This is a genomic window from Nonomuraea spiralis (assembly GCF_014648435.1).
Taxonomy (GTDB): domain Bacteria; phylum Actinomycetota; class Actinomycetes; order Streptosporangiales; family Streptosporangiaceae; genus Nonomuraea; species Nonomuraea spiralis.
Window position 1 is genome coordinate 287,243 of record NZ_BMRC01000004.1, and the last position, 23,705, is coordinate 310,947.

The following is a 23,705-nucleotide window of genomic DNA, read 5'->3' on the forward strand; positions in this document are numbered from 1 at the left end:
GAGCGTAATGCCTCAGTCAGGCCAGTTGCCGCCGTTTTGGCAACCACGAGACGAGCAGCCAGACCAGAACCAGCGCCCCCAGCCCGAACCCGTTCTGGACGATCTTCCCCAGGACCAGGCTCACCCCCGGGATCTGGGCGGCGATCAGCGAAACCCCCCACCAGGGGACGGGAACCACGTAGAACAGCCAAACCCCCGCGGCCACCCGCAACCTGACCGGATCGCGCCCGTCACCGACGATCGCCCCGAGCACCACGACCACCCAGGCCAGATGGTGGATCCAGGCGACGGGCGAGAGCAGCACCGCCATGAGCCCCGTGAGCGCGACCGCCGTGAGCTGGTCCTTCGCCTGGTACGCCGCCCGCGCCCCCCGGAACCCGTACCAGGCCACGACCGCCACGACCACGGCCCAGATCACGAACGTCAGCGACTCCGGCATGTACAGCCGCAGCAGCATGCCCCGGATCGACTGGTTCGTCGTGGCCCTGTTCGCCCCCAGCCGTTCCGGATCGAGCAGCGCCGAGAACCAGAAGTCGGACGCGTCCTGCGGGATCACCACGAACGGCAGCAACGTCAGCGCCGCCGCCACGAAGGACGCCATGAAGAACGTCCGCCACTGCTTGGTGATCAGCAGATAGATCAGGAAGACGCCCGGCGTCAGCTTCACCGCCGTGGCCAGTCCGATCATGAATCCGCGCGGCCACCAGGGCCTCCGCGCCACGCAGTCCACCAGGCACAGGGTGACCAGCAGGATGTCCACCTGCCCGAACCGCACCTGGTCGCGGATCGGCATCAGGTACGTGCAGGCCACCATGAGCAGCGCGAACACCCACGGCACGTACGACCGCAACGCCTGGCGGAAGGAGAACCAGACCGTGACGGCCAGCGCCACGAAGATCCCGGCCGTCCACACCCATTGCGCGGTGCCCCAGGACATCTCGGCCAGCAGCACGGCCAGCATCGCCGCGATGGGCGGGTAGGTGAAGGGCAACAATTGAGGCGCGGGCGTGAAGAACTCGTACACCGGGCGCCCGTCGAGCAACATCTGCCCGCCGGTACGGTAGACGTCGAGGTCGACGAGCCGCTGATCGTCCGGGTTGGTCAGCCACGTGTGCACCAGGGGCGCCGCCGCCGCCGCGACGACGAGCGCCACGACCACCCACGCCCACCACTGCCGCCGGATCACCTGCACCTCGCCTCTTGTCACGATGTGGCACGTTACCGTGGCTGTTGATCGAGGGCGCAGACACTGGGGGTTCCGTACATGCCATCCGCCACGCTCGGGGCCGAGCACCGAGAGCATCACGCCCGCCCCGCGTACGCGCCCGCAACCCCCCGTCCTGGAGCCGCAGCACGCCGAGCACGCCGCCCGCTCGTCACCCCGCTCCTCACCCTGCTCCTCGGTCTCCTCCTCGCGACCGCCCTTCTCCCCGCCACGCCCGCCGCCGCCACATCCACCACCACGCCCGCAGCCACACCGGGCGCGGCGTCCCATGGCCCGGCGGGCCGGGTGGCTCTCGTCGGCGTCCCCGGTCTCCAGTGGAGCGACTTCAGCGAGTCAGGCACCCCCACCCTGTGGAAACTCGTCACCCAGGGCGGCTCCGCCTCGCTGTCCACCCGCGCCGTACCGCCCCCTGACCGTGGCATCACCTGCCCCATGGCCGGTTGGCTGACCATCTCCGCAGGCCAGCGCGCCGGAACGCCTGGCCGAGGCTGCCCCTCCCCGCAGAGCCCCCGACCGGCCGGAGAGGGCGCCACCGTCCCCGGCTGGCAGGACCTGGTGGCCTTCCAGTCCGACACCGGTTACGCCGCCCAGCTGGGCACGCTCGGCCAGCTGGTGACCGACAGCGGGGGCAAGGTGGCGGCGATCGGCCCCGGCGCTGCTCTCGCCGCCGCCGACAAGACCGGAAAAATCGCCAAATACGCCCCCACCCTCGACACCCTGAACGACCTGACCCCCTACAACCTGATCGTCTTCGAAGCCGCCGACCTCGCCACCGCCTGGGCCCACACCCCCCTCGACGAGTACGGCATCCCGACCTCCCTCCCGGCCCCCGAACGCCAGGCCGCCGCGACCCGCGCGGACCAGCAGATCGCCGCACTGGTCGGCAAGCTGCCGCCGAACACCACCCTCCTGCTCGCCGGCATCTCCGACATCAGCCCCAACGCCCACCTCCACGCCGCCATCGCCACGGGCCCGTCCCCGAACGGGCAGCCGTACCCGCACGGCTACCTCACCGCCTCCTCCACCCGCCAGGACGGCCTGGTCACCATCACCGACCTCACCGCCACCGCCATCCAGCTCCTGGGCCTGACCGCCCCCCAGGGCGTCGTCGGCCGCCCCTGGCAGCCCGACGGCAACGCCCCCGCGTCGGCCGCCGGCACGGTGACGCGGCTCGCCGACGGCGACCTGGCCAGCCAGGTCCTCAAAGACGTACGCGGCCCCTTCTTCACCGTCTTGGTGAGCGTCCAGCTCCTCTTCTACGCCTTCGCCGCCCTGGCACTCCGCCGCCGCTCGGCCCGCGTCCCGGAAACCCCGTCCACCGGCGACGACACCCCCAGCACGCCCTCCTCCGAGGACGACCACCCCGGCACGCCCGCCACCACCTCCCCGACCGGGGAAACCCCACCGGACGAGCGCGCCCCCACACCACCCCCGGCCCCGCCCTCGACCCCGCCCCCGAGCGGCGCGCCGGCGGACGCCTCAAGGCTGCTGGTGGCGGTTCAGGTGGTGGCGACCGTCAGCGGCGCCATCGCCGTCTCCACCTTCCTGGCCCAGCTCGTGCCCTGGTGGAGCCTGCCGATGCCGATGGTGTCGGTGATCGTGACGATCCTGGCCATAGCCGCCCTGATCACCGCCCTCGCCTTCGCCGGCCCGTGGCGCTCGCACGTGCTCGGCCCGCTCACCGTGGTCGCCTCCATCACCTCGCTCGCCCTCCTCATCGACGTGATGACCGGCTCGGCACTCCAGGTGAACGCCGTCACCGGCTACGAACCCGTGACCGGAGGACGTTTCTACGGCTTCAGCAACATCGCCTTCGCCGTCTACGCCACCGGCACGATTCTCGGCCTGGCCGGAGTGGCGCAGTGGCTGCTCGGCAGAGGCGTCTCCAGGACCGTGGTCGTGACGCTGTGCGCCCTGTACGCGGCGTTCGCCGTCTTCGCGGATGGTTCGCCCTCGTGGGGCGCCGACTTCGGCGGTGTTCCGGCGTTCGTCATCGGTGCGGCGGTCTTCCTCATCCTGCTGTCGGGCAAGCGCGTGTCGGTGCTGAAACTGCTCCTGGTGGGAGTGGTCGCGGTCGTGCTGATCGCCGGCATCTCGGTCTTCGACTGGATGCGCCCCGCCGACAGGCGAACCCACCTGGGCACCTTCGTGCAGCAGGTCATCGACGGCCAGGCGTGGACCGTCGTCGGGCGCAAGCTGACGGCCATGATCGGCGTAACCGTGGGCAACTGGTCACTGACCCTCCTCTCGCTGGTCGCGCTGGCCTTCCTGTTCCTGGTGCTGGCCCGGCCCTCGCGGTGGGGCGCCTCGGCGCTCGGTCAGGCGTACGCGCTGGCCCCGCCGCTCAGGGCCGGCCTGTTCGGGACGCTGACGTGCGCCTTCATCGGCTTCCTCATGAACGACTCGGGCATCGCCATCCCGGCCATGGCGCTCACGGTGGCGGTGCCGCTGACGCTGGCGGCCTGCGTACGCGCCCTCCAGCTCGCCACGCCCACACCGTCAGAGCAACGGTCAACGCCAGCAGCGCCCACGCGATCTGAGGCCTGACCACGCCACTGAGCCATTCGAGCCCCGGCGGCTGCCCGTCCACCCGGGCGGGCAGGTACGCCAGGGACAGGACCAGCAGGTGTACGACCACGAACCCGTCCACGGCGGAGGCCCCCACCAGGACGAGCATCCCGAACGCCAGCCCGTCGTACCAGGGCAGGATGTACGGCGTGGCGAACAGGTAGGCCACGACGAGCGCCGCCGCCACGACCGGCGCCTCCAGCCCCCCGGGCGCGGCCTGGCCCGCCGCGGCACGCCTGGACGCCAGCCGCAGCAGCGACCACGCGACGAGGCCGAGCACCATGAGGGCACCGACCTGGATCTCCCCCCGGTACGCGCTCCCCGTCCCCACCAGGGCCCAGAGCCACCCCTGCACCAGCTTCCAGAACGACACGTGCGAGATCGCCTTGCTGGTCGTGGTCACCGGCGTGATCGCCTCGGGGCCGACGATCGCGTAACCGGCGATCACCACGGCCAGCGCGGCGGCCGCCATGACGGCGAGCCGCCCCGGACGCCGGCGCAGCTCCCACGCCGGCCCCAGCGCCACCAGGCCCGCGTTGAGCTTCGTCGCCACCCCCAGCCCGAGCAGCAGGCCCGATGCCAGGGGACGTGCCCTGGCCAGCAGCGCGGCCACCATGCAGGCGATGGCGAGGGTGTCGGCGTGCATGCCCGCGACCAGGTGGTAGAGCAGGAGCGGGTTGGCCGCCCACAACAGGGCCGCCCGCCGGCGCCGGGCCGGGTCGTGCCTGGTGAAGCGGTCGACGAGCAGAGCCGTGACGATGAAGGCGGCGGCGTTGAACACCGCCAGCACGAAGATGGTCAGCCGGAGCGAGTCGCCGCCGATCCAGCTCGCCAGCGCCTGGAGGGCCGTGGCCACGGGGCCGTAGACGCTGGGCTCCTCGCGCCACGGCCGCTCGACCGCGTCGGCGATGGGATCTCCCGGCAGGTCGTCGGCGCCGTGCGTGTACGGGTTCAGCCCCAGCGTGACCATGCGCCCATATGCGGCGTAGTTGAGATGGTCGCCGGACCCCGAGGGCGGCAGGAACGCGAGCACCCCTGCGGCGAGGCACCCGAACAGCACCAGAAGACGCGGATCCGGCCGGAGCCGATCACGCGGGACGGCCGCCAGCGCCGCCAGCAACCCCAGCCCCCCGACCACGATCGCGGCAGCGGCCAGCACGATCACCAGGTACGGATCAGGACGGGCGTCGAACGAGTACGACGGCTGCCACGCGGGCCCGCCCAACGCCGGAACCATGGGCGAAGGCCCGAGCAACCCGATCGTGATCGTCAGCAGCACCGAGACCGCGATCATCACCAGCCCCGGGACCGCGAGCCGCCCACGCACCCCGCCGACCAGCCGCTCGTCGGCGGCCGACCTCGGAAGACGTGGCGATCCCGCCCTGAAGGGCAGGTCTTGTGCCTGTTTGCGGCGCCTCTCCGAAGTCACCCGCAAATTCCAGCACACTCACCACAACCTCAGCTCCGGATCACCCACCCCTGTGGATAACCCGCAGCCCAAAATCACCGCTTAGGGCGGAGTTTGCCAAGATTTTCAACCACCACCGGCTCCCGAGTCGCCAGAGCCAGCGCCACGTCCCGGAGCTGCCGAGCCCGATGCAACTGGGCCCGCCAGTCGTTGCCCGTGGCCCGGTGGGACATCTCCACCTCGACCTCGGTGACCCTGAACCCCTTGCGCAACAGGTCGATCGTCAGCGCCGTCTCCACACCGAACCCGTGCGCCAGCGGCCGGGCGGCCTCGAAGGCGGCCCTGGTCAGGCAGCGCTGGCCGTTGAGCGGCTGGGTGGCCTCGAAGCCGGTGGCACGGCGGATGCCGTCCTTGGACACGCGCACGACTAAGCCGTGGCCGCCGAGCTTCACCCGCGTGCCGAAGACCGCGATCGTCATGTCGGCCTCACCGGCGCGTACGGGCTCCATCAGCGGCGCCGCGGCGCCCGCCGTGTCACCCAGATCGGCGTCGAGGAAGAGCAGGTGGCGAGGGGTACGGTCCTCGTCGAGGAGGCGTACGGCCTCCGCACCCGTCTCCATGGCCGCGGCCTTGCCCCGGTTGCGGCTGTGCCGGACCACCCGCGCACCCGCCGCCCGCGCCACCCTGCCGGTCTGGTCCGTCGAGCCGTCGTCGACGACCACGACGAGATCGACACCGGGCAGGCCGGCCGCGGCGGCGACGGTGGCGGCGATGCGGTCGCCCTCGTTCGCCGCGGGGATGACGACCGCCGTGTCCCCTTGCGTCATGATCCCTCGGTGATGAGGAACTCCTGCGGCACCTCGTCATGCACGGTGAACACCGAGACGAGCCCCGTCACCTGCAGGATCTTCCGGACGGCAGGACGCGGCGCGGCCACCTCCAGCACGCCTCCCCGCTCTTTCATGCGCTTGAGCGCCGAGAGCAGCACGTTCATCCCCGTGGAGTCGCAGAAATCCACGGCGGACATGTCGATGACCACCCGGCTGGGCCCGTCCTGCAGCAGCCGAGTGAACTCGGCCTGCAGGTGAGGCGCCGTATAGAGGTCGATTTCTCCGGTGATGGCAACGAGTGCGCACCCGGCATGTGATCGAGTCGAGACCTTGAGCTCCACATGGGCAGGCTAGCGGCGCGGAGGCTTCCGGTCACGTTGTCACGCCGAGAGGGGAACGACAGGTTTTTGTCCTCCGTTTGGGCTCCATCAAAACGGAGAGTACGCGAAGCTTGACAGCGTGACACCGGAACCGGCACCGCTTCATGGAGAAGGAGGGGCTGAGGCCCGCCGTTCGGGCCTCGTATCGATGAATGCAGAGAAACCTGAAGATCCACAGCGCCAGGGTCTCCGAGAACGTCTGGAGACCATCCTCATCCGTACAGAAAAGGCGGCTTCATGGCATGACGAGGCAGCGCGGCTGCGCAGTCTGCTGAACCACGAGGGCTACGTCCCGATCCGCACCAGGCTCGCCAGCGAGGACCTCGACTTCCTGGCCGGCGCCCGCGCCGACCTGCTCAGGTTCTCCGAGCTCGGGCTGCGGCTGCTCGACCTGCACCAGCCGCGCGACGCGGGGGGCATCACGAGCGACACCGCCAACCCGATCCTGCGGTGCCGGAGCTGCATGTGGCGCTGGCCCTGCCCGACATTTCGGGCGATGTCGGAGTCGTTCGGTCAACGTGACGCCGCGCTCCCCGAAACCGCCTGAACCGGGCGGCCCACCCAAGGCGCCCTCCGAAGCGGCAGAGCCAAGGCGGGCAAGGCACACCGAGGCAGCACACCAGGCTGCGTGACCAGAGCGGTGAATCGAGGCAGGACACAGTGCGGGAACGTCAGCTTCCGGGCACCAGGGGCAACCGGATCTCGAACCGGCACCCCGGCCCTTCGTTGACCACCCCGATCATCCCATCATGCGCCTCGACGATCCCCTGGGCGATCGCCAGCCCGAGCCCGGCGCCGCCGTCGGCGGTGGGCGTACGCGCGGCCTCCCCCCGGAACGCCACCTCGAACACCCGAGGCAGATCCTCCTCGGGAATCCCCCCGCAACCATCGGCCACCGACAGACAGGCCATCCCCGCCTCGTCCACACCGGCCCGCAGCACCACGGCCCGGTCCGAAGGCGTGTGCCGGACGGCGTTGACGACCAGGTTCCGCAGGGCCCGGCCCAGCGCGGCCGCGTCGGCCTCCACGGGCACTGCCCCCGCCGCCTCCGCCGTGAGCACTACCCCCTTGGCCCTGGCCAGCGGCTCGACCCCGGCCAGCGTGTCCGCGACGAGGTCGGCGAGCCCGATCCTGGTCCGTGAGAGCCGCAGCGCGCCCGCGTGGATCCGCGACAACTCGAACAGGTCGTCCACCATGGCCGAGAGCCGTTCGACCTCCAGCTTGATCTGCCCGTGATAGCGCGCGACCGTCGCCGGGTCGGCCACCACGCGGTCCTCCAGGGCCTCTGCCATGGCCCGCAGGCCCGCGAGCGGCGTGCGCAGGTCGTGGCTCACCCAGGCGACCAGTTCCCGCCGCGCGCCTTCGAGCGCGCGTTCCCGCGCGTACGCCTCCTCAAGGGTGCTCGCGATCTCCTGCAACTCGGCCGGCAGCCCCAGGGGCGCCCTGAACGGCACGTCGCGTACGGCCGCCACCAGCCGCCTGCTCTCGCCCACCACCCGCTTCGCCAGCACGAACGCGACCCCGAGCCCCACCAGCCCGCCCACGGCGACCACGCTGAGCACGAAGTCCTTGACCGCCCCCTCGATGATCATCCTCATCGTGATGGCGACCACGCCCGCCAGCGTCGCCGCGACGGCGACCACCACGACGACGGCCAGCATCACCCCGATCGACCTGGTCCGCAGCCGTCCCATCACCCACAGGCCCGCGGCCGCGACCAGCAGCCCCAGCCCGGCCGAGACGGCCACGACCACGGGCAGCTCGCTCACGGACACCATGACCTCCGGGCACGTCTCCCCCAGGCAGGGCGACGGGGTGATCACCCCGCACCCTCCAGCGGCTCGTAGCGGTATCCAACGCCCCAGACCGTGACGATCCGCCGCGGCTCGGTCGGGTCCGCCTCGACCTTCTCGCGCAGCCGCCGTACGTGCACGGTCACCGTCGAGGAGTCTCCGAACGACCACCCCCACACCTGGTCGAGCAGCGCCGACCGGCTGAACGCCTGCCGCGGGTTGCGCATGAGGTAGGCCAGCAGGTCGAACTCCCTGGCCGTCAGCATCACCTGGTCGCCGCCCAGCCGTACGTCGTGGGCCCCGACGTCGACGACGAGGTCGCCGTCGCGCAGCACGCCGGTCCCGGCCGTGACGGACGCCCCCCGGGCCCTGCGCAGCACCGACTGGACGCGCAACGCCAGCTCCCGAGGGCTGAACGGCTTGGTCACGTAGTCGTCGGCCCCGGTCTCCAGGCCCACCACCCGGTCGATCTCCTCGCCGAGCGCGGTCAGCATGATCACCGGGACCGGCCAGCGCTCCCTGAGCTTCCTGCACACCTGGAGCCCGTCGATCCTGGGCAACATCAGGTCGAGCACCATGAGGTCGGGCGGATCGGCCAGCGCCCTGCGCAACGCCTCGGCGCCGTCGCCCACGCACTCGACCTCGTGCCCGTCGCGCTCCAGATAACGCGCCACGACCTCCGAGACGGTCGGATCGTCGTCCACCACAAGGATGCGCGTGTTCACCGTCTCACCGTACGGCTGAGCCCCACGTGGGCGACATGTACGTCATGAGTTCGTAAGCCTCGCGGATCACCCACCGAGGACGTACGGTGGCCTCATGAGTAGAGTCGTCATGCTCGTTCTAGGGGCCATTCTCGGCCTCTTCGTGCTGTTCACCTTCCTCCTGCCCCTGCTGGCGGGTCTGATCAAGATCGCTCTGATCATCGGGGTCGTGGCTCTGATCGTCTTCGTCGCGGTCACCGTCGTCGGTAAGTCCCGTTCGTCACAGTGACGCTTTTCCTGTTCGACCCGTGGCTGGTGGGGATCACCATGGTGGCGATCCTCCTGCTTGCCACGTGGGCGGCCACGTTGCTGCCCACCGTCGGCGGCGAGCCTCCGGGCTCCCCGCTGACCTACGCGCGCCGCACGGCCTTCCAGCGGCTGCGCGATCCCGACGCGGCCGGACGCCCGCGTCCACGAGCGCCTTAACCGAGCCCCGCTTCCCGTCAAGCGGGGCTCGTCATCACGTATGAGCCCTGGTCCACCGTCATGTCCGAAGGTCTGAAGGGCTCATGATCGATTCACTTGTCACGTTCGTCATCGGTTTGTCCGGGGGCGACGCCGCGCTCGCCATCGTGCTGTTCACCCTCGCCGTACGCCTGATCCTGCTGCCGCTCAACGTCCGCCAGGCCCGTACGAACAAGGTCAGGCAGCGGCTCGCGCCGAAGCTGCGGGAGCTGCAGAAGCGCCACGGGCGTGATCCCGAGCGGTTGTCCAAGGAACTGACCGCGCTCTACGCCAAGGAAGGCACGTCGCCGTTCGCGGGGATCTTGCCGATGCTGGCGCAATTGCCGTTCATGTGGCTGATGTTCAGGGTGGCCACGCATCCGACCGCGCTGGCCGGTCACACCCTTTTCGGGGCGCCGCTGGGTCAGCAGTTCGCGGGTGTCGTCACCCATTTCGGTCTGATCAGTTGGCCGGTTTCGGTCTTCGTGATCCTGATCGCGGGGTTGGTGCTGCTGGCATGGTTGTCGGCACGTTCGATCAAGGTCTCGGAGGAGCAGCCGGAGTTGCTGCGGAAGATCACGCCGCTGCTGCCGTACGGCTCCGTGCTGGCCGCGTTCGTGCTCCCCCTGGCGGCCGGCCTGTACCTCCTGGTCTCGACGGCGTGGGCCGTCACCGAACGAGCCGCGCTGGCGGCCCGGACCGCCTAACCGGCCTCCTTCAGGGCCGCGACCTGCCCGTTCACCGACGCGCCGTTGGGAGCGGGCAGGATGGCCCACACGGTCGTCGTGTCACCGTCGTGACGAACCCCCCAGCTCTCGGCCACGTATTCGACGATTCCCAGCCCCCGGCCCCCGAGCGAGGACAGGGTCGGGCGGCCCGCCCGCGGCTCCGTCGCCGCACCCCCGTCGCTCACAGCCACCTCGATGTGATCGTCGCTGCGCAGCCAGGCGACCCTCACCATGCCTGAAGGCAGCGGATGCGCGTGCCGCAGCGCGTTGCTCAGCAACTCGCTCACCACCAGCACCGCATCGTCGATCGCGGTGGTGTAGACGCCACTGTCCTGCAGGTCAGTGCTCAGACGCTGGCGGGCGACGGCGACGCTGGACGGCGCGTACGGCAGCAGCACCACGCTTGACACACCCACCTCCCCGTTCCCTGTGCCCCCCGCGGGAACACTCCCCGGTACGACCGAAATGCCCCGTTAGCCAATCCCAGAAACCGCATCTCGATCACAGCTTGTACACATTGGACGATAGATCAGCTCAACTGTGACCACCTCGTTACCGCATCGGTGTGTCGGATCCGATAGTGGAAGCACGTCTCAGAACCAGCCTCATGCGGGTACCCCCTCCTGGCCTCGCGTGAGCACTCACATCTCCCCCTTGTGCCCTGGCCAGACTGCGCACGATGTAGAGCCCGAGCCCCACTCCACCAAAGCGCCTCCGGTCCCCACTGTCCACCTGGACGAAGCGCTCAAAGATCCGTTCCCGGTCAGGCGGCGCGATTCCGACCCCCTCGTCATCCACGACCACGACCACGCTGTCGTCTTCGGACCACGCCTCAACACAGATCAATCCACCCATTGGCGAGTATTTAAACGCATTCTCCAGCAATTGCCCCAAAACTATGTCGGTTGCCAGGGCATCTCCCAGCACCGGCGGCAATCCTTCGGGGATGACCACCTCGACGCGATGCCGGTCGGACAACACCGGGAGGCCGAGCGTGGCCGCGTGGATCCTGGCCCCGAGGTCGAACGCCTCGATCCGCACCGCCAGTTCCTCCGCGCCCGCCCTGGCCCCGAGCAGCAGGTGGTCCATGAGCTGCCCGAGCGACCCGGCCCGCTCGGCGATCGTGTGCACGGCCGAACGCCGCTCGGCGTCGCTCAGCTTGTCCCAGCGGGCGTCCAGCGTGCCGGCGAAGCCCCGCACGATCGTGATCGGGGTGCGCAGTTCGTGGCTGGTCGTGGCCAGGAAGAGGTCTTTGGCCTCCTCCAGCTCCTTGGCCCTGGTGACGTCGCGGAAGTCGATCACGACCTCGCCGGTCTCCTCGATCTTCGCGCTCACCACGTCGAGCCAGCGCCCGTTCTCCATCTGGAACGTGAGCTTCTCTCCCGGGCTGGGCAGCGGGAACGGCGGCGGCCCGCCGATCACCACGTCGGCGGGGAAGGCGGTCAGCTCGGCCGCGGCGGGGTTCCAGCGCACGACCTGCCCGGCGTCGTCCAGCACGGCGATGCCGTCGGCGCTGGCGTCGAACACGGCCCGCTCGTGCGCCCGCTGGCGTACCGCCTCCTGGTAGGCGACCGCGTTGCCGACCGCGATGCCGGCGTGCCCGGCCAGCAGTTCGAGCAGCTCCAGCTCAAGATGGCCCGGGATGCGGCGGGCGAACAGCGCGTAGAGGGCGCCGTAGGGCCTGCCGCCGACGGCGGCCAGGCCGAGCGCGATCGTGTGCAGCCCGTTGAGCTGCGCCCACACGAGGTCGCCGAGCCCCTGGGACTCCAGCATCACGGTCTTGCCCGTACGTAAGAGCTTGTCCACCAGGCTCGTACGCAGGTCGGTGGTGGTGCCCCTGAGCGTCTCCGGCAGCAGGTACGTGCTGACCAGCCGCAGCCGTTCCCCCTCGATCAGCACGAACCCGCCCGCGTCCGCGCCCGTCAGCTCGGTGAGGCTGGCCGAGATCCGGTCGAGCACGGCCGGCAGCTCCAGCTCGGAGTTGATGTCGCCCACCACGTCCGTGAGCCGGCGCACCAGCCTGGCCCGGCGTTCCATGCGCAGCCCGGCCATCTCGTCGGCCTGGGCGGGATGGTGGGCGCAGACGTAGCCGACCACGGAGTTGCCCAGGCGCAGGGCGTTGATGTCCACCCGCAGGTCGAGGGCCCGGCCGTCCTTGTGGACGCGCTTGGTGCGGACCGACACCTGCACCCCGGTGCGTACGCGCTCCAGCACCGCGTTGTGCTCGGCGGTCAGCTCGTCGGGCACGATCGGGGCCCGGCGTCCCAGCATCTCCTCGGCGGTCCAGCCGAAGAGCTGCTCGGCCGCCGCGTTCCAGACCAGCACGCTCTGGTCGCGGTCGAGCGCCACGACGGCGTTGGGGGAGCCGGCCAGCACGGCGCGTGCGATCTCCTCATCACTGCCTGCCCATGCGTCCCCCACACCTCCATAGTGCACGTGGCGTGATGGGTCCGTCGGGCGATCCGTCCGATACGCTGCGCTCACGAAGATTCCGGTGGCTGAAACAGGTGAGAGGCATGTCGAGCAGTGACCTCGATGCCCTGCTGAGAGTGACCTCCAGCACTTACAAGGGTGAGGGCCCGCCCGACATCGCGTTCGGCACCTACGACGGCGCCGTCGGCAGGCTGATACTCGCGGTGACCGCCAAGGGCATCGCGGCCTGCAGTTTCGAGGCCGAGAACACCGTGTACGAGCGGGTCGCGAAGGAGGTCGGCACGTTCATCGGGCCCGACGCGCGCCGGCTCGACCCGGTGCGCCGGGAGCTCGACGCGTACTTCTCCGGCCGCCTGCGCACGTTCACCACGCCGGTCGACCTCGCGCTGGCCACGCCGTTCGCCCGTACCGTGTTGCAGAAGACCATGGCCGTCCCGTACGGCACGACCACGACGTACGAGGCGATCGGCACGAGCATCGGCCGGCCGCGCGCGTTGCGGGCGGTCGGCAACGCGGTCGGCGCCAACCCCGTGTGCGTGGTCGTGCCCTGTCATCGGGTGGTCCGCGAGGACGGCGACCTCGGCGACTACGCCGGAGGCGTGGCCGCCAAGCAGCACCTGCTCAACGTCGAACGCCGCGTCTCAGCGGGCCGCTGAGCGGCGCCGGGCGCCGGTGAGCGCGCCGATGAGCAGCGTCACCAGCGCGGCGACGAGCGCGCCGCCGAGCGCGCCGTTCATCCACGTCTCCCGGGTGAAGCCGACCGCGTCGCGGGCCCCGGCCCAGAACGCGTCCCATCCGGCGACCGTGGGCGTCGAGGTGGTGAACCAGTACGCGGCGAAGCCGAGCGCCCACGGCACCAGCATCAGCCAGCGCGAGGGCGCGTCCTCGTCGGTGTTCCACCGGGCGGCGCCGCCGAGCACGAAGTAGTCGACGGCCAGCACCGCGAACATCGGCACGAACACCGCGCCGATCACGCCGAGGAAGGCGCCGTAGGACGTGACGTCCACGACCAGGGCGATCGCCGTGGTGAGCACGCCGATCGCGGTCGAGACGACCCGCCGGTCCACCTTCGGCCACAGGTTCTGCAGCGAGACCGTGGTGGAGTAGACGTTGGCGAAGGACTGGTCGGTCTCGCGCAGCACGAGGATGCCGAAGAACAGCGCGCCCAGCGGCGCCGCGACGAACGGCTGGAACACGGCCATGCCGTCGGCCTTGACCGACTGCGCGCCGGCGATGGCCACCGCGTACACGCCGAGGGCCAGGCAGGCGACCTGCGCGACGGTGTAGCCGCCGACGACGCCGGTGAAGGCGGCCCGGCTGGAGCGCGAGTGCCTGGCGAAGTCGGCGGCCATCGGCACCCACGACACCGACAGGGCGATCACGTAGTCGACGGCCGGGGCGAAGGCCGTCCAGGACCCGCCCGTGTACGTCGGCGCCTCGCCGAGGAACGACACGGTGAACCAGATCAGCGACACGATCACGCCCGCGGTCACGTACCGGCGCAGGAGCCTGATCGACCCGAGCGGCCAGACGGCGAGCGCCGTGGTCAGCACCCCCGCCGCCACCACCCACACCTGGTACGGGACGTCCCCGAAGATCGCGGTAGCGGCCTTGGCGATCACCCAGAGCTCGAAGGCGCCCCAGCCGAGCATCTGCACGATGTTCAGCACGGACGGGACGTACGACATCTTCGCCCCGAACAGCCCGCGCAGCAGCACCATCGCCGGCCGCCCGGTCTGCGTGCCGGGGATGGCCGACAGGCCCACCATGGCGGTGCCGATGAGGCTGCCGACCACGGCGGCGGCGAGCGCGGCCACCAGGCTGAGCGGCGCGCCGCCCAGGGGGTCGATCAGGATGAGCGCGCCCGAGAAGCCGAGGAGGCTGACACCGAGGTTGGCCCAGAGGGCGCCCTGGTCGAGCACGCCCAGGGTCTTGGGGGGCGCGCCGTCAAGGGTCAGCGGAACTTCGTCGACGACATGCGTCATCGCACACTCCCTACGCCGGCATTACCCGGACAGGTTCAGGCGGTCGGCAGCGGCTGTGTTGCTGCCCTCTCAGCCCGGCACCCCGAGCTCCCGCGACTATGCAGTTGGCGCCCTCATCATGCCTCAATGGCGGCAGAACCGCCACAGTGGGGCATTCAGGCCACGAACGGTTGCTGCCCGGTCTCGCTGACCATCGGACGGTGCGCGGACTCCCACGACTGCATGCCGCCGCCCACGTTGACGGCGTCGCGGCCGAGCTGGTTGAGCCACGCCGTGACCTGCATCGACCGGCCGCCCACCCGGCACACGACGTAGACCGTGCGGTCGGCGGGCACCTCCTCGACCCGGCCCTGGATCTGCGACATGGGGATGTGCACAGCCTCGGGGGCGTGGCCGGCGAGCCATTCGTCCTGCTCACGGACGTCGAGCAGATAGGCGTCGTCGGGAACGGCGTTGGCCTCGATCTCAGGAACGGTCATGCCTCCATCATCTCGTGCCCCTGCCCCTACTTGAGCAGGCGCGACATGCGCCGGTCGGCCAGCGGCTTGCCGCCCGTCTGGCAGGTCGGGCAGTACTGGAGCGCGGAGTCGGCGAACGACACCTCGCGGATCGTGTCGCCGCACACGTCGCACGGCTGGCCCGCCCGGTTGTGCACGCGCAGCCCGGACTTCTTCTCCGCCTTGAGGTCCTTGGCCGCCAGGCCGTGCGCCCGCTCAACGGCGTCGCGCAACGTCGTCACGATGGCCTCGTGCAGGTCGGCGATCTGCGCGTCGGTCAGCGACGACGCGATCTTGAACGGCGACATCTTCGCGACGTGCAGCACCTCGTCGGAGTAGGCGTTCCCGATGCCGGCGATCACCTTCTGGTCGCGCAGCAGGCCCTTGATCTGGGTACGGTTGCCGCCCACGATCCGCTTGAGCGCCTCGACGGTGAAGGCGTCGTCGAGCGGGTCGGGGCCGAGTGCGGCGATGCCGGGGACGTCCTCCGGCCGGTCGGTGACGTAGACGGCCAGGCGCTTCTGCGTGCCGGCCTCGGTCAGCTCGAACCCGGGGGCCAGGCCGTCGTCGTCGGGCGCCAGCCGTACGCGGGCGGCCAGCGGGCCCTTGCCGGGACGTACCGGCCGCGCGCCGGTCAGGTCGTCACGCCAGCGCAGCCAGCCGGCGCGGGCCAGATGGATGATCAGATGCAGGCCGTCGCAGTCGAGGTCGAGGAACTTGCCGTGCCTCGACACGCCCGTGACGGTGAGCCCGCCGAGCGCGGTGACCGGCGGGTCGAACGTCTTGAGCGCCTGGAAGGCGACGACGTCCACGCCCGCGATCGAACGACCGACCGCCCGCTCGCGCAGGAAGTCGGTGAGCGACTCCACTTCGGGAAGTTCCGGCATGCCACCAGGGTATGGCGCACGCCGGACTGTCACGCGACTACGGCACGTCCCAGAAGGCGAGCTCGTGCGCCATGCCCTCGGTGAACATCGCCTCCGCCCGTACGGGGTCGGGGTCGGCCTCGTCGATCATCTGCCCGATCCGTACGGTCAGCGCCGCGAACCCCGGATCGGCGTACGTGTCCACCCACGCCCGGTACCGCGGCTCGGCGGGCGGGTTCTCCGCAAGCAGCTTCCCAAGACTCGAATATCCCCACATGCAGGGATAAAGCGCAGCCAAGCCTTCTCCATAGGACCCCGCCGACTCCAACAGGAACGCCGTGTACGCCGCGCAGGCCGGCCCCTTCACCGCCCCGTCGAGATCGGCCCCGAACTCGGCCGACAACGACCTGTGCAGGTTCAACTCGTCGTGATAGGTGGTGTGCGCCAAGTCGACCAGGTCCCCCAGATGCGCGGCCGGCGCCTGCCAGGCCAGCTTGGCGAACACCCGCACGTAGTCGTGCAGGAACAGGTAGTCCTGCTCCAGCCAGGACCTGAAGACCGGCTCCGCCAGGTCGCCACGCGCGATCCCGGCCACCGTGGGGTGGTCGAGCTGCGCCTGGAGCAGCGGGCGGCCGATCGCGTGAAGTTTTTCCGAGATGGTCATGCTGGGAGGTTAGTGTCGGGACATGACCGTGACGATCGCCGAAGAACTCCTTCTCCTCGCCTACAGCGAGGACGAAGGCAAGCAGCTCATCGGGGTGACGCAGCTCGATCCCGCGCTCGGCGGCGCGATCCTCGCCGAGCTGGCCGCCGCCGGTCGCGTGGAGCTGGCCGACGACAAGGTGACGGTCAAGGACCGTACCCCGCTGGGCGACGAGGAACTCGACGCCACCCTCGCCCGCATGGCCGAGGACGGCAAGGCCAGGAAGCCCGCCTGGTGGGTGCAGCGGGTGCAGTCGGCCAAACTGCGCAAGCGCCTGCTGACCCGGCTCGCCGGGGCGGGCGTGCTGACCGAGGAGCACGGCAAGGTCCTGGGCATCTTCCCGACCACCCGCTGGCCGGAGGCCGACCCCAGCGTGGAGGCCGACGTACGGGAGCGCGTGACGGCCGCCCTCGCGGGCGCCGAGCCCGACGCCAGGACGGCCATGCTGATCGCGATCATGCACGCGGCGAAGCTCGACCGCAAGGCGTTCCCCGGTGCCGACCGCGCGCGGGTCAAGGAGATCGCCGAGGGGGAATGGGCGGGCGCGGCGGTCGCCAAGACGATCGCCGCCATCAACGCGGCCATCGCCGTCACCGCCTCCACCGCCGCGGTCGTCGCCGCCACAAGCTGAAGCGCCCATCGAAGGCTCAAGCTCCGGCCGCGAGGCGCGCCCAGGCGGCGCGCCTCGCGGAAGCGGAACAGGTCAGCCGGCGTCCACGACGTCCTTCGGCACGGGCTTGTCGGCCTTCAGAGCGTCGAAGAGGGCCAGAGCCTTGACCCGGTCCCACTTGACCGCCGCGCCGCCGCCTGCGACGACCTCGTTCCCGCCGAACGGCACCACCGTCGTGACCGGGCTGTCGCCCATGGCCAGCCCCAGCGAGAGCATGTCGAACGCGCCGGTGCTGGAGTCGACCTCGACGGCGTCCGTGGCGCTCATGGCCAGCGGGATCGACGTGAACGGGTTGATCAGCACCCCGGGGCTGGCGGCCTTCTTCACCACCGCGCCGAGGAACTGCCGCTGCCGCTTGGTGCGCTCGAAGTCCGGCAGCGCGCCGCCCTTGCGGGTACGTACGTAACCGAGGGCCTGGGCGCCGTTGAGCACCTGCTTGCCCTTCTTCAGCTTGAGCCCGGCCTTGGGGTCGTCGACGTCGGCGCGTACGTTGATCTCGACGCCGCCGACCGCGTCCACGATGTCCACGAAACCGGCGAAGCCGATCTCCATGTAGTTGTCGACGTGCAGGCCGGTGACGGTCTCGACCGTACGGACCAGCAGCTTCGGCCCGCCGGACGCGTACGCCGCGTTGAGCTTGTCGCGCCCCCGGCCCGGGATGGTCACGGCCGAGTCGCGCGGGAGGCTGACCAGAGTGGGCTTGTCGCCATTGTCGGAGATGTGCAGCAGCATCATCGAGTCGGTGCGCTGCCCGACCGCGCGCCCGGTGGCCAGCTTCTTGCGGTCGGCCGCGGACAGGCCCTTGCGGCTGTCGGAGCCGACCAGCAGCCAGTTGGTGCCCGGGGTGTCCGCGGGCCGGCCCTCGTACTCGTCGAGCACGCCGTCGATGCCCGCCAGCCGGGAGTCGATCCAGAAGAACAGGCCCACGGCGGCCACCAGGAGCAGCGCGACGACGCCCGCGATGATCTTGAGTACCGTCTTGCCGCGCATCCGCGGCCCTCTGGGCCCGCGCGGGCCGCGCGGCTCGCGCGGCTCCTTCGGCGCGGACTCGCCGGCCGACCTGAATGGTTTGACCGGGCTGTTCCCGGCCCGCTCCCGCCCGTAGACCTTCCCCGACTTGGGCGGCGGAGGAGGCGGAGGCGGCGGCTGCTCGTCGGAGTAGGCGGGCAACTTGTGTGTAGGCGCGTTCGGCACGCCCGGCGGCACCCGGTGGGCGGGTGCGCCGCCTGAGCGCGGACCGTCCCCGGGCCTTGGTGGCAGCGGGCGGCCGTCGCCCGGCGAGCGCATGGCCCGCGTCCGGTCGTCCTCAGACACTTCGCCTTCTTCCCTTCGGTATGCCATAGACGCTACGTCCAACCCCCTGTCAGTGAAGACATCTCACCAAGTTTCTCCCACGGAGAAGTACGCACAACTGGCTGAGAGTCACTCCGGAAACATAGACGCGGCCTGCGTCGTTAGCGTTATGGACGACCTCTATCGAAGGGATGATCGTGTCCGCTCCGGACTCGTGGAGTCTTCGCCCGTGCTCAGGCACGGGTTCCTCTGAAGGCTCACTCTGGTGAGCGCCTATCTCGGCCTGCTGGCCCTTTTCCTCCTCACCGCCGCCACGGGATACTTCGTCGCCCAGGAGTTCGCCTTCGTCGCCGCCGACCGGGGCCTCCTGCGCGAGCAGGCCGCCGCCGGTGACGCCGCGGCCGAAAAGGCGCTCAGGGTGACCTCGCGGCTGTCTTTCATGCTCTCGGGCGCGCAGCTCGGCATCACCGTCACGGCACTGCTCGTCGGCTTCCTGGCCGAGCCCGCCATCGCCGTTCTCGTACGGCCCTGGCTCGACACCACGGGCCTGCCCGACGCCGCGATCACGGGGGTCTCCGTGGCCGCCGGCGTGTTCGTGGCGACCGTGGTGCAGATGGTGCTCGGCGAGCTGGCGCCGAAGAACCTCGGCATCGCCAGGCCCGAGGTGGTGGCCAAGTTCCTCGCCGGGTCCACGCTGGTGTACCTGACGGTCGTGGGACCGGTGGTCAAGCTGTTCGACTCGGCCGCCACCGGGCTGCTCCGGCGGGTCGGCATCGAGCCGGTCGAGGAGGTCGAGCACGGCGCCACCCCTGAGGAGCTCTCCCGGATCATCGAGGAGTCGACCCAGGCCGGCGAACTGCCTCCCAGACTCTCGGAGCTGCTGGAACGCGCCCTTGAGTTCGGCGACCACAGCGCCGAGGAGATCATGGTGCCGCGCCCGCGCGTGGTGGCCCTGCGCGACTCGCAGCCGATCTCCGACCTGCTGGAGGTCATGCGCGAACGCGGCCACTCCCGCTACCCGGTGCTCGGCGACGACGGCGACGTCGTGGGCGTGACCGGCGTACGCGAGCTGCTGGAGTCCGGCCTGGACGAGGGCCTGATCGGCAGCATCACGCGCCCCGCGCTGCTGGTGCCCGACTCGGTGCCGCTGCCCGCCGTCCTCGACCGGATGCGCGCGGCCAAGGACGACATCGTCTGCGTCATCGACGAGTACGGCGGCCTGGCCGGCGTACTGACCGTCGAGGACCTGGCCGAGGAGCTGGTCGGCGAGCTCGTCGACGAGAACGACCCCGAGCCCGCGGGCGCCGTCGAACGGCCCGACGGCGTCTGGGAGGTGCCCGGCTGGCTCAGGCTCGACGAGGTCGAGCGCGCCACCGGCGTCGCCCTGCCGGAGAGCGACGACTACGACACGCTGGCCGGCCTGGTGCTGGCCAGGCTGGGCCGGATGCCCGACCCCGGCGACGTGGTGACCGTGCCGATCGAGGGCGACTCCGACCCGTTCGCCGACGACGCGGCCGAGCACCTGGCCGAGCTGACCGTCATGTCGCTCAACCGCCGGGTGCCCGAATGGGTGCGGCTCGCGCCCGTGCAGCACGCGGAGGCGTCCCGATGACGATGATCCTCGTCAGCCTCGCGCTGCTGTTCTTCAACGCGTTGTTCGTGGCGGCCGAGTTCGCGTTCGTCTCCGCCAGGCGGCACCGCCTTGAGGAGATGGCCTCGGGCGGCAACCGCCTGGTCAGGATCGCCGCCAAGTCCGCCGTGGGCGGCGGGCGGCAGCTCTCGCTCATGCTGGCCGGCGCGCAGCTCGGCATCACGCTGTGCACGCTGGGCCTGGGCCAGGTCACCGAGCCGGCCATCGAGCACTTCCTGGAGCCGGTCTTCGCCGCCGTCGGCGTGCCGGAGTCGCTGCGCATGCCGATCGCGCTGACGATCGCGCTGGCGCTGGTGACGTTCCTGCACATGGTGGTGGGCGAGATGGCGCCCAAGTCGTGGGCGCTGACGCACCCCGAGCGGGCCGCGCTGGTGCTGACGCTGCCGTTCCGCGGGTTCACGCAGCTCATGCGCCCGCTGCTGTCGTCGCTGAACGCGCTGACCAACTTCATACTGAGGCTGTTCGGCGTGCAGGCGCGCGACGAGCTGGCCACCACCAGGACTCCGCGCCAGCTCGCGATGCTGGTGGGCGAGTCGGGCCGGATGGGCCTGCTCGACCGCGAGGAGCACGACCTGCTCACCCGCGCGCTGCGGCTGCAGGCCGAGGGCATCGAACGCCTGATGGTGCCGATCGACCGGGCCGTGAAGGTGCCGCCGACCGCCGGGGCGGCCCAGATCAGGGCCAGGGCGGCCGGGAGCGGCCACCTGCGGCTGCTGGTGGGCGGCCCCGAAGGGATCGAGGGCGTCCTGCACGCCCGCGACGCCCTCCTGCAGCCCACGCGTACGGCCGGCGAGCTGTCCAGGCCGCTGCCCAGGCTCGCGTGCGTCACGCAGGTCCCCGAGGCCGTGACGGCCCTTCAGGAGGCCCGCGCGCACCTGGCTCTGGTCACCGGCCAGGGCGGCGCGGTCATCGGCATGGTGAGCCTCACGGACCTCCTGGGCGAGCTCCTGGACACCAAGGCCGCCTCGCGCGCCTACTCCCCGGCGGCGAACCCGTCGAGGTAGGCGGCGTGCTGGGCCCGCTCGGCCTCGATCAGCGAGTGGGGCTCGGCGTAGACGTGTTCGAACATCGCCGAGGGAACGGGGTCGGGCAGTTCGAGGCAGCGCCTCCGCAGCTCGGCCCCGATCTTGGCGGCATCGGCCTCGACCTCCTGGAAGAAGTCGTCGCCGGTGCCCGCCGCGCTCAGGTACGCCCTGACCCGCTCGATGGGGTCGCGCCGCCGCCACGCCTCCACGTCGTCCTTGGCCCGGTAACGGGTGGGGTCGTCGGAGGTGGTGTGCGCCCCCATCCGGTACGTGAACGCCTCGACGAGCGTGGGCCCCTGCCCTGACCTGGCGTCCGCCAGCGCCTTGCGGGTGACCGCGAGACAGGCGAGCACGTCGTTGCCGTCGACCCGTACGCCGGGGAACCCGAAGCCCTCCGCCCTGCGGTACAGCGGGATCCGCGACTGACGTTCCTGCGGCTCGGAGATGGCCCACTGGTTGTTCTGGCAGAAGAAGACGATCGGCGCGTGGCAGGCACCCGCGAAGACGAACGCCTCGTTCACGTCGCCCTGGGAGGTCGCGCCGTCGCCGAAGTAGGCGATGGTCGCCCCGGCCTTGTCGGTGCCGATGACGCCGTCGCGCTGCATCCCCATCGCGTATCCGGTGGCGTGCAGCGCCTGCGTGCCGATCACGATCGTGTAGAGGAAGAAGTTGTGCTCGGCCGGGTCCCAGCCGCCGTGGTTGACGCCCCGCCACATGGCGACGACGTCGAGCGGGTCCATCCCGCGGCAGTAGGCGACCCCGTGCTCGCGGTAGGAGGGGAAGACGGCGTCCAGGTCTCCGACGGCGCGTCCGGAGCCGACCTGGGCGGCCTCCTGGCCGAGCAGGGACGTCCAGAGCCCCAGCTCCCCCTGCCGCGCGAGCGCGACAGCCTCGGAATCGATCCGCCGGACGACCACGAGATCCCGATACAAATCCCGAATCTCATCATCCGAGACGACAAGCGGATATTCCGGATGCTCCACGCGCTCCCCGGCGGGTGTGAGCAGTTGAACCATCGACTCATCCATGAGCGGCAACTCCCCTGAACAGAACCCAGCGGCCACAGTTTGCCGTAGCCCTAAGAATCACCCGAACCCGCCCCAGGAACCAATGTGACCTAAATCACGCAAGCCACCAGAAAGCCCTCTGCAAGCGCCACGTTCTAGAGTCCGAGAGGCGCGAGGCGGTGTCACAAAGAAATCGGCGGACTCTTGCGAAGCAAGGCGACCGTACGCAACTGTGGGCCAGACCCGCGAAACGAGCAACCACCGTAATGGGGGTCCGGGGGAGAATCCCCCGGAACGCTTGTCCCTCCTGGGGGTCCGGGGGTCATCCCCCGGGCAGACATGACGAAGGGACCCGAGGGAGCCGGCCTTAAGGCCGGCGACCAAGGATCCCCTAGTCACAGAGTGGGCGAGGAGGGATTTGAACCCTCACGTCCTTTCGGACACACGGACCTGAACCGTGCGCGTCTGCCGTTCCGCCACCCGCCCGTTTGTGGGTGCGGAGAAACAGTAGCACGGAACAGCCACTGGTACTGAACCCGGATACGATCGCATAAGACACGGGAGCGGAGGAGCTGGGCGCGACTGGCAACGAGCGCCACGAGACCGCCACGTGGGACGAGCGGAAACCGGGCGCCGGAAGCGTCTGGGGCCGCGATCATATGCAGGGAAGAAGGGAGGTACCCGGTGGGAGTCCTTCAGCGCTTCGAGCGAAGGCTCGAAGGCTTGGTTGAGGGGGCCTTTGCGCGGGCGTTCAAATCTGACCTTCAGCCGGTCGAGGTCGCCAGCGCGGTTCAGCGGGAGATGGATGAGCGGGCGGCGATCGTCGCGCAGGGCCGCACGCTCGTGCCCAACGACTTCGTGGTGGAGCTGTCCACGACCGACAGCGAGAGGCTTGAGGTCTACGCCGACAGCATCAGCCACGAGCTGGCCAACCTCGCCAGGGAGTACGCCAAGGAACAGGGCTACTCCTTCGTGGGACCGGTCCGGGTGCGCTTCGAGACCGCCGCAGACCTGGCTGTGGGCCTGTTCCGCATCCGGTCCGGCGTCATCCGGGGCGCGACGGTCGAGCAGGACGAGATCCGCCAGCCGGCGAGCGACCTGCCCCCGTCCAGGCCCGGGGCCTTCAACGGGCGGCCCAGGCTGCTCGTCTCCACTCAGGACGACCCGCAGGGCGACCGCTCCTACGAGCTCACCACTCCGGTGACCTTGCTAGGCAGGGGCACCGACTGCGATCTTCGTCTCGTCGATCCGGGAGTCTCGCGGCACCACGCGGAACTCCGCGTCGAGGGCCAGCTCGTGGCCCTCGTCGATCTCGGTTCGACGAACGGCACCTTCGTCAACGGCCAGCCGGTACGCAGAATCGAGCTCCAGAACGGCACGCGAGTGACCCTGGGGCGTACGACTCTGGTGTTCCGGCGCGATTAGGGGTAGACAG

At 70.4% G+C, this 23,705-nt stretch carries 24 protein-coding genes, 1 tRNA gene and 1 riboswitch; of the genes, 10 read left to right on the forward strand and 15 right to left on the reverse strand.

All coding sequences use genetic code 11. From position 1 onward, the window contains the following. Positions 1-16: 16 nt before the first annotated feature. Positions 17-1,207 (reverse strand): glycosyltransferase 87 family protein, encoded by a 1,191-nt coding sequence (locus IEZ27_RS11605; protein WP_229823884.1) that lies wholly within the window; start codon positions 1,205-1,207, stop codon positions 17-19. 57 nt (positions 1,208-1,264) lie between these two features. Here IEZ27_RS11605 and IEZ27_RS53790 point away from each other — a divergent pair, with 57 nt between their 5' ends. Then, entirely contained in the window at positions 1,265-3,772 is a 2,508-nt protein-coding gene (locus tag IEZ27_RS53790) for a hypothetical protein (protein WP_229823885.1), read from the forward strand. Here the strand turns inward: IEZ27_RS53790 and mptB are convergent. The 3 genes from mptB to IEZ27_RS11625 form a co-directional block, all read right to left on the reverse strand. Continuing rightward, positions 3,657-5,222 carry a polyprenol phosphomannose-dependent alpha 1,6 mannosyltransferase MptB gene (mptB, locus tag IEZ27_RS11615; RefSeq protein ID WP_229823886.1) on the reverse strand — a complete coding sequence of 522 codons (1,566 nt, stop codon included), beginning with the start codon at positions 5,220-5,222 and terminating at the stop codon, positions 3,657-3,659. The two genes, IEZ27_RS53790 and mptB, sit on opposite strands and share 116 nt — an antisense overlap. A 74-nt stretch (positions 5,223-5,296) precedes the next feature. After that, entirely contained in the window at positions 5,297-6,028 is a 732-nt protein-coding gene (locus IEZ27_RS11620; protein WP_189647184.1) for a glycosyltransferase family 2 protein, read from the reverse strand. Beyond that, positions 6,025-6,372 (reverse strand): STAS domain-containing protein, encoded by a 348-nt coding sequence (locus tag IEZ27_RS11625; RefSeq protein WP_125641041.1) that lies wholly within the window; start codon positions 6,370-6,372, stop codon positions 6,025-6,027. The genes IEZ27_RS11620 and IEZ27_RS11625 overlap by 4 nt, the downstream gene beginning before the upstream one ends. A 187-nt stretch (positions 6,373-6,559) precedes the next feature. On the opposite strand from IEZ27_RS11625, the gene IEZ27_RS11630 reads away from it, so the two are divergent. Next, complete coding sequence (locus IEZ27_RS11630; protein ID WP_125641232.1) at positions 6,560-6,958, forward strand: hypothetical protein; 399 nt, start codon at positions 6,560-6,562, stop codon at positions 6,956-6,958. 124 nt (positions 6,959-7,082) lie between these two features. Here IEZ27_RS11630 and IEZ27_RS11635 read toward each other — a convergent pair whose 3' ends face one another. Both IEZ27_RS11635 and IEZ27_RS11640 read right to left on the reverse strand, forming a co-directional pair. After that, the gene (locus IEZ27_RS11635; RefSeq protein WP_229823887.1) at positions 7,083-8,234 is read right to left on the reverse strand and encodes a sensor histidine kinase; all 1,152 of its coding nucleotides are present in this window, start codon (positions 8,232-8,234) and stop codon (positions 7,083-7,085) included. Beyond that, a complete protein-coding gene (locus IEZ27_RS11640; RefSeq protein WP_125641039.1) occupies positions 8,231-8,929 on the reverse strand; it encodes a response regulator transcription factor in 699 nt (232 codons plus the stop codon). Before IEZ27_RS11640 ends, IEZ27_RS11635 begins: the two co-directional genes overlap by 4 nt. A 94-nt stretch (positions 8,930-9,023) precedes the next feature. On the opposite strand from IEZ27_RS11640, the gene IEZ27_RS11645 reads away from it, so the two are divergent. The 3 genes from IEZ27_RS11645 (at position 9,024) to IEZ27_RS11655 (ending at position 10,119) form a co-directional block, all read left to right on the forward strand. Beyond that, entirely contained in the window at positions 9,024-9,197 is a 174-nt protein-coding gene (locus IEZ27_RS11645; RefSeq protein ID WP_189647424.1) for a hypothetical protein, read from the forward strand. Then, positions 9,194-9,394, forward strand: coding sequence for a DUF6412 domain-containing protein (locus tag IEZ27_RS11650; protein ID WP_125641036.1), 201 nt, complete (start codon positions 9,194-9,196; stop codon positions 9,392-9,394). Before IEZ27_RS11645 ends, IEZ27_RS11650 begins: the two co-directional genes overlap by 4 nt. Before the next feature lie 83 nt (positions 9,395-9,477). Continuing rightward, positions 9,478-10,119 (forward strand): YidC/Oxa1 family membrane protein insertase, encoded by a 642-nt coding sequence (locus tag IEZ27_RS11655; RefSeq protein WP_125641033.1) that lies wholly within the window; start codon positions 9,478-9,480, stop codon positions 10,117-10,119. Here IEZ27_RS11655 and IEZ27_RS11660 read toward each other — a convergent pair. Together IEZ27_RS11660 and IEZ27_RS11665 are read right to left on the reverse strand one after the other, a co-directional pair. Then, the gene (locus tag IEZ27_RS11660) at positions 10,116-10,550 is read right to left on the reverse strand and encodes an ATP-binding protein (protein WP_308427271.1); all 435 of its coding nucleotides are present in this window, start codon (positions 10,548-10,550) and stop codon (positions 10,116-10,118) included. The two genes, IEZ27_RS11655 and IEZ27_RS11660, sit on opposite strands and share 4 nt — an antisense overlap. A 142-nt stretch (positions 10,551-10,692) precedes the next feature. Then, on the reverse strand, positions 10,693-12,561 hold the full coding sequence (locus tag IEZ27_RS11665; RefSeq protein ID WP_189647186.1) for an ATP-binding protein: 1,869 nt from the start codon (positions 12,559-12,561) through the stop codon (positions 10,693-10,695). Positions 12,562-12,656: 95 nt separating this feature from the next. Between IEZ27_RS11665 and IEZ27_RS11670 the strand changes: the two genes are divergently transcribed. Further along, complete coding sequence (locus IEZ27_RS11670; protein ID WP_189647187.1) at positions 12,657-13,229, forward strand: methylated-DNA--[protein]-cysteine S-methyltransferase; 573 nt, start codon at positions 12,657-12,659, stop codon at positions 13,227-13,229. Here the strand turns inward: IEZ27_RS11670 and IEZ27_RS11675 are convergent. The 4 genes from IEZ27_RS11675 to IEZ27_RS11690 form a co-directional block, all read right to left on the reverse strand. Further along, positions 13,215-14,558 carry a purine-cytosine permease family protein gene (locus IEZ27_RS11675; RefSeq protein ID WP_189647188.1) on the reverse strand — a complete coding sequence of 448 codons (1,344 nt, stop codon included), beginning with the start codon at positions 14,556-14,558 and terminating at the stop codon, positions 13,215-13,217. The genes IEZ27_RS11670 and IEZ27_RS11675 overlap by 15 nt on opposite strands. After that, positions 14,549-14,662, reverse strand: a riboswitch (TPP riboswitch). (Overlaps the previous gene by 10 nt.) A 51-nt stretch (positions 14,663-14,713) precedes the next feature. Further along, complete coding sequence (locus IEZ27_RS11680) at positions 14,714-15,037, reverse strand: rhodanese-like domain-containing protein (protein WP_125641018.1); 324 nt, start codon at positions 15,035-15,037, stop codon at positions 14,714-14,716. A gap of 26 nt (positions 15,038-15,063) precedes the next feature. Continuing rightward, positions 15,064-15,942, reverse strand: coding sequence for an Fpg/Nei family DNA glycosylase (locus tag IEZ27_RS11685; protein ID WP_125641015.1), 879 nt, complete (start codon positions 15,940-15,942; stop codon positions 15,064-15,066). A 37-nt stretch (positions 15,943-15,979) separates the two neighbouring features. Next, positions 15,980-16,585 carry a TenA family protein gene (locus IEZ27_RS11690; RefSeq protein WP_189647189.1) on the reverse strand — a complete coding sequence of 202 codons (606 nt, stop codon included), beginning with the start codon at positions 16,583-16,585 and terminating at the stop codon, positions 15,980-15,982. A gap of 22 nt (positions 16,586-16,607) precedes the next feature. On the opposite strand from IEZ27_RS11690, the gene IEZ27_RS11695 reads away from it, so the two are divergent. Then, complete coding sequence (locus IEZ27_RS11695; RefSeq protein ID WP_189647190.1) at positions 16,608-17,255, forward strand: GOLPH3/VPS74 family protein; 648 nt, start codon at positions 16,608-16,610, stop codon at positions 17,253-17,255. Between the two features lie 72 nt (positions 17,256-17,327). Here the strand turns inward: IEZ27_RS11695 and IEZ27_RS11700 are convergent, their stop codons facing one another. Next, the gene (locus IEZ27_RS11700; RefSeq protein WP_229823888.1) at positions 17,328-18,608 is read right to left on the reverse strand and encodes an LCP family protein; all 1,281 of its coding nucleotides are present in this window, start codon (positions 18,606-18,608) and stop codon (positions 17,328-17,330) included. A gap of 244 nt (positions 18,609-18,852) precedes the next feature. On the opposite strand from IEZ27_RS11700, the gene IEZ27_RS11705 reads away from it, so the two are divergent. Continuing rightward, positions 18,853-20,199 carry a hemolysin family protein gene (locus IEZ27_RS11705; protein ID WP_189647191.1) on the forward strand — a complete coding sequence of 449 codons (1,347 nt, stop codon included), beginning with the start codon at positions 18,853-18,855 and terminating at the stop codon, positions 20,197-20,199. Then, entirely contained in the window at positions 20,196-21,242 is a 1,047-nt protein-coding gene (locus tag IEZ27_RS11710) for a hemolysin family protein (RefSeq protein ID WP_189647192.1), read from the forward strand. The genes IEZ27_RS11705 and IEZ27_RS11710 overlap by 4 nt, the downstream gene beginning before the upstream one ends. Here IEZ27_RS11710 and pdhA read toward each other — a convergent pair. Beyond that, positions 21,212-22,291, reverse strand: a complete 1,080-nt coding sequence (gene pdhA, locus IEZ27_RS11715; RefSeq protein ID WP_189647193.1) for a pyruvate dehydrogenase (acetyl-transferring) E1 component subunit alpha — start codon at positions 22,289-22,291, stop codon at positions 21,212-21,214. The two genes, IEZ27_RS11710 and pdhA, sit on opposite strands and share 31 nt — an antisense overlap. Before the next feature lie 382 nt (positions 22,292-22,673). Continuing rightward, positions 22,674-22,756, reverse strand: a tRNA-Leu gene (locus tag IEZ27_RS11720). A 198-nt stretch (positions 22,757-22,954) separates the two neighbouring features. Here IEZ27_RS11720 and IEZ27_RS11725 point away from each other — a divergent pair. Then, a complete protein-coding gene (locus IEZ27_RS11725) occupies positions 22,955-23,695 on the forward strand; it encodes an FhaA domain-containing protein (RefSeq protein WP_189647194.1) in 741 nt (246 codons plus the stop codon). Positions 23,696-23,705 lie beyond the last annotated feature (10 nt).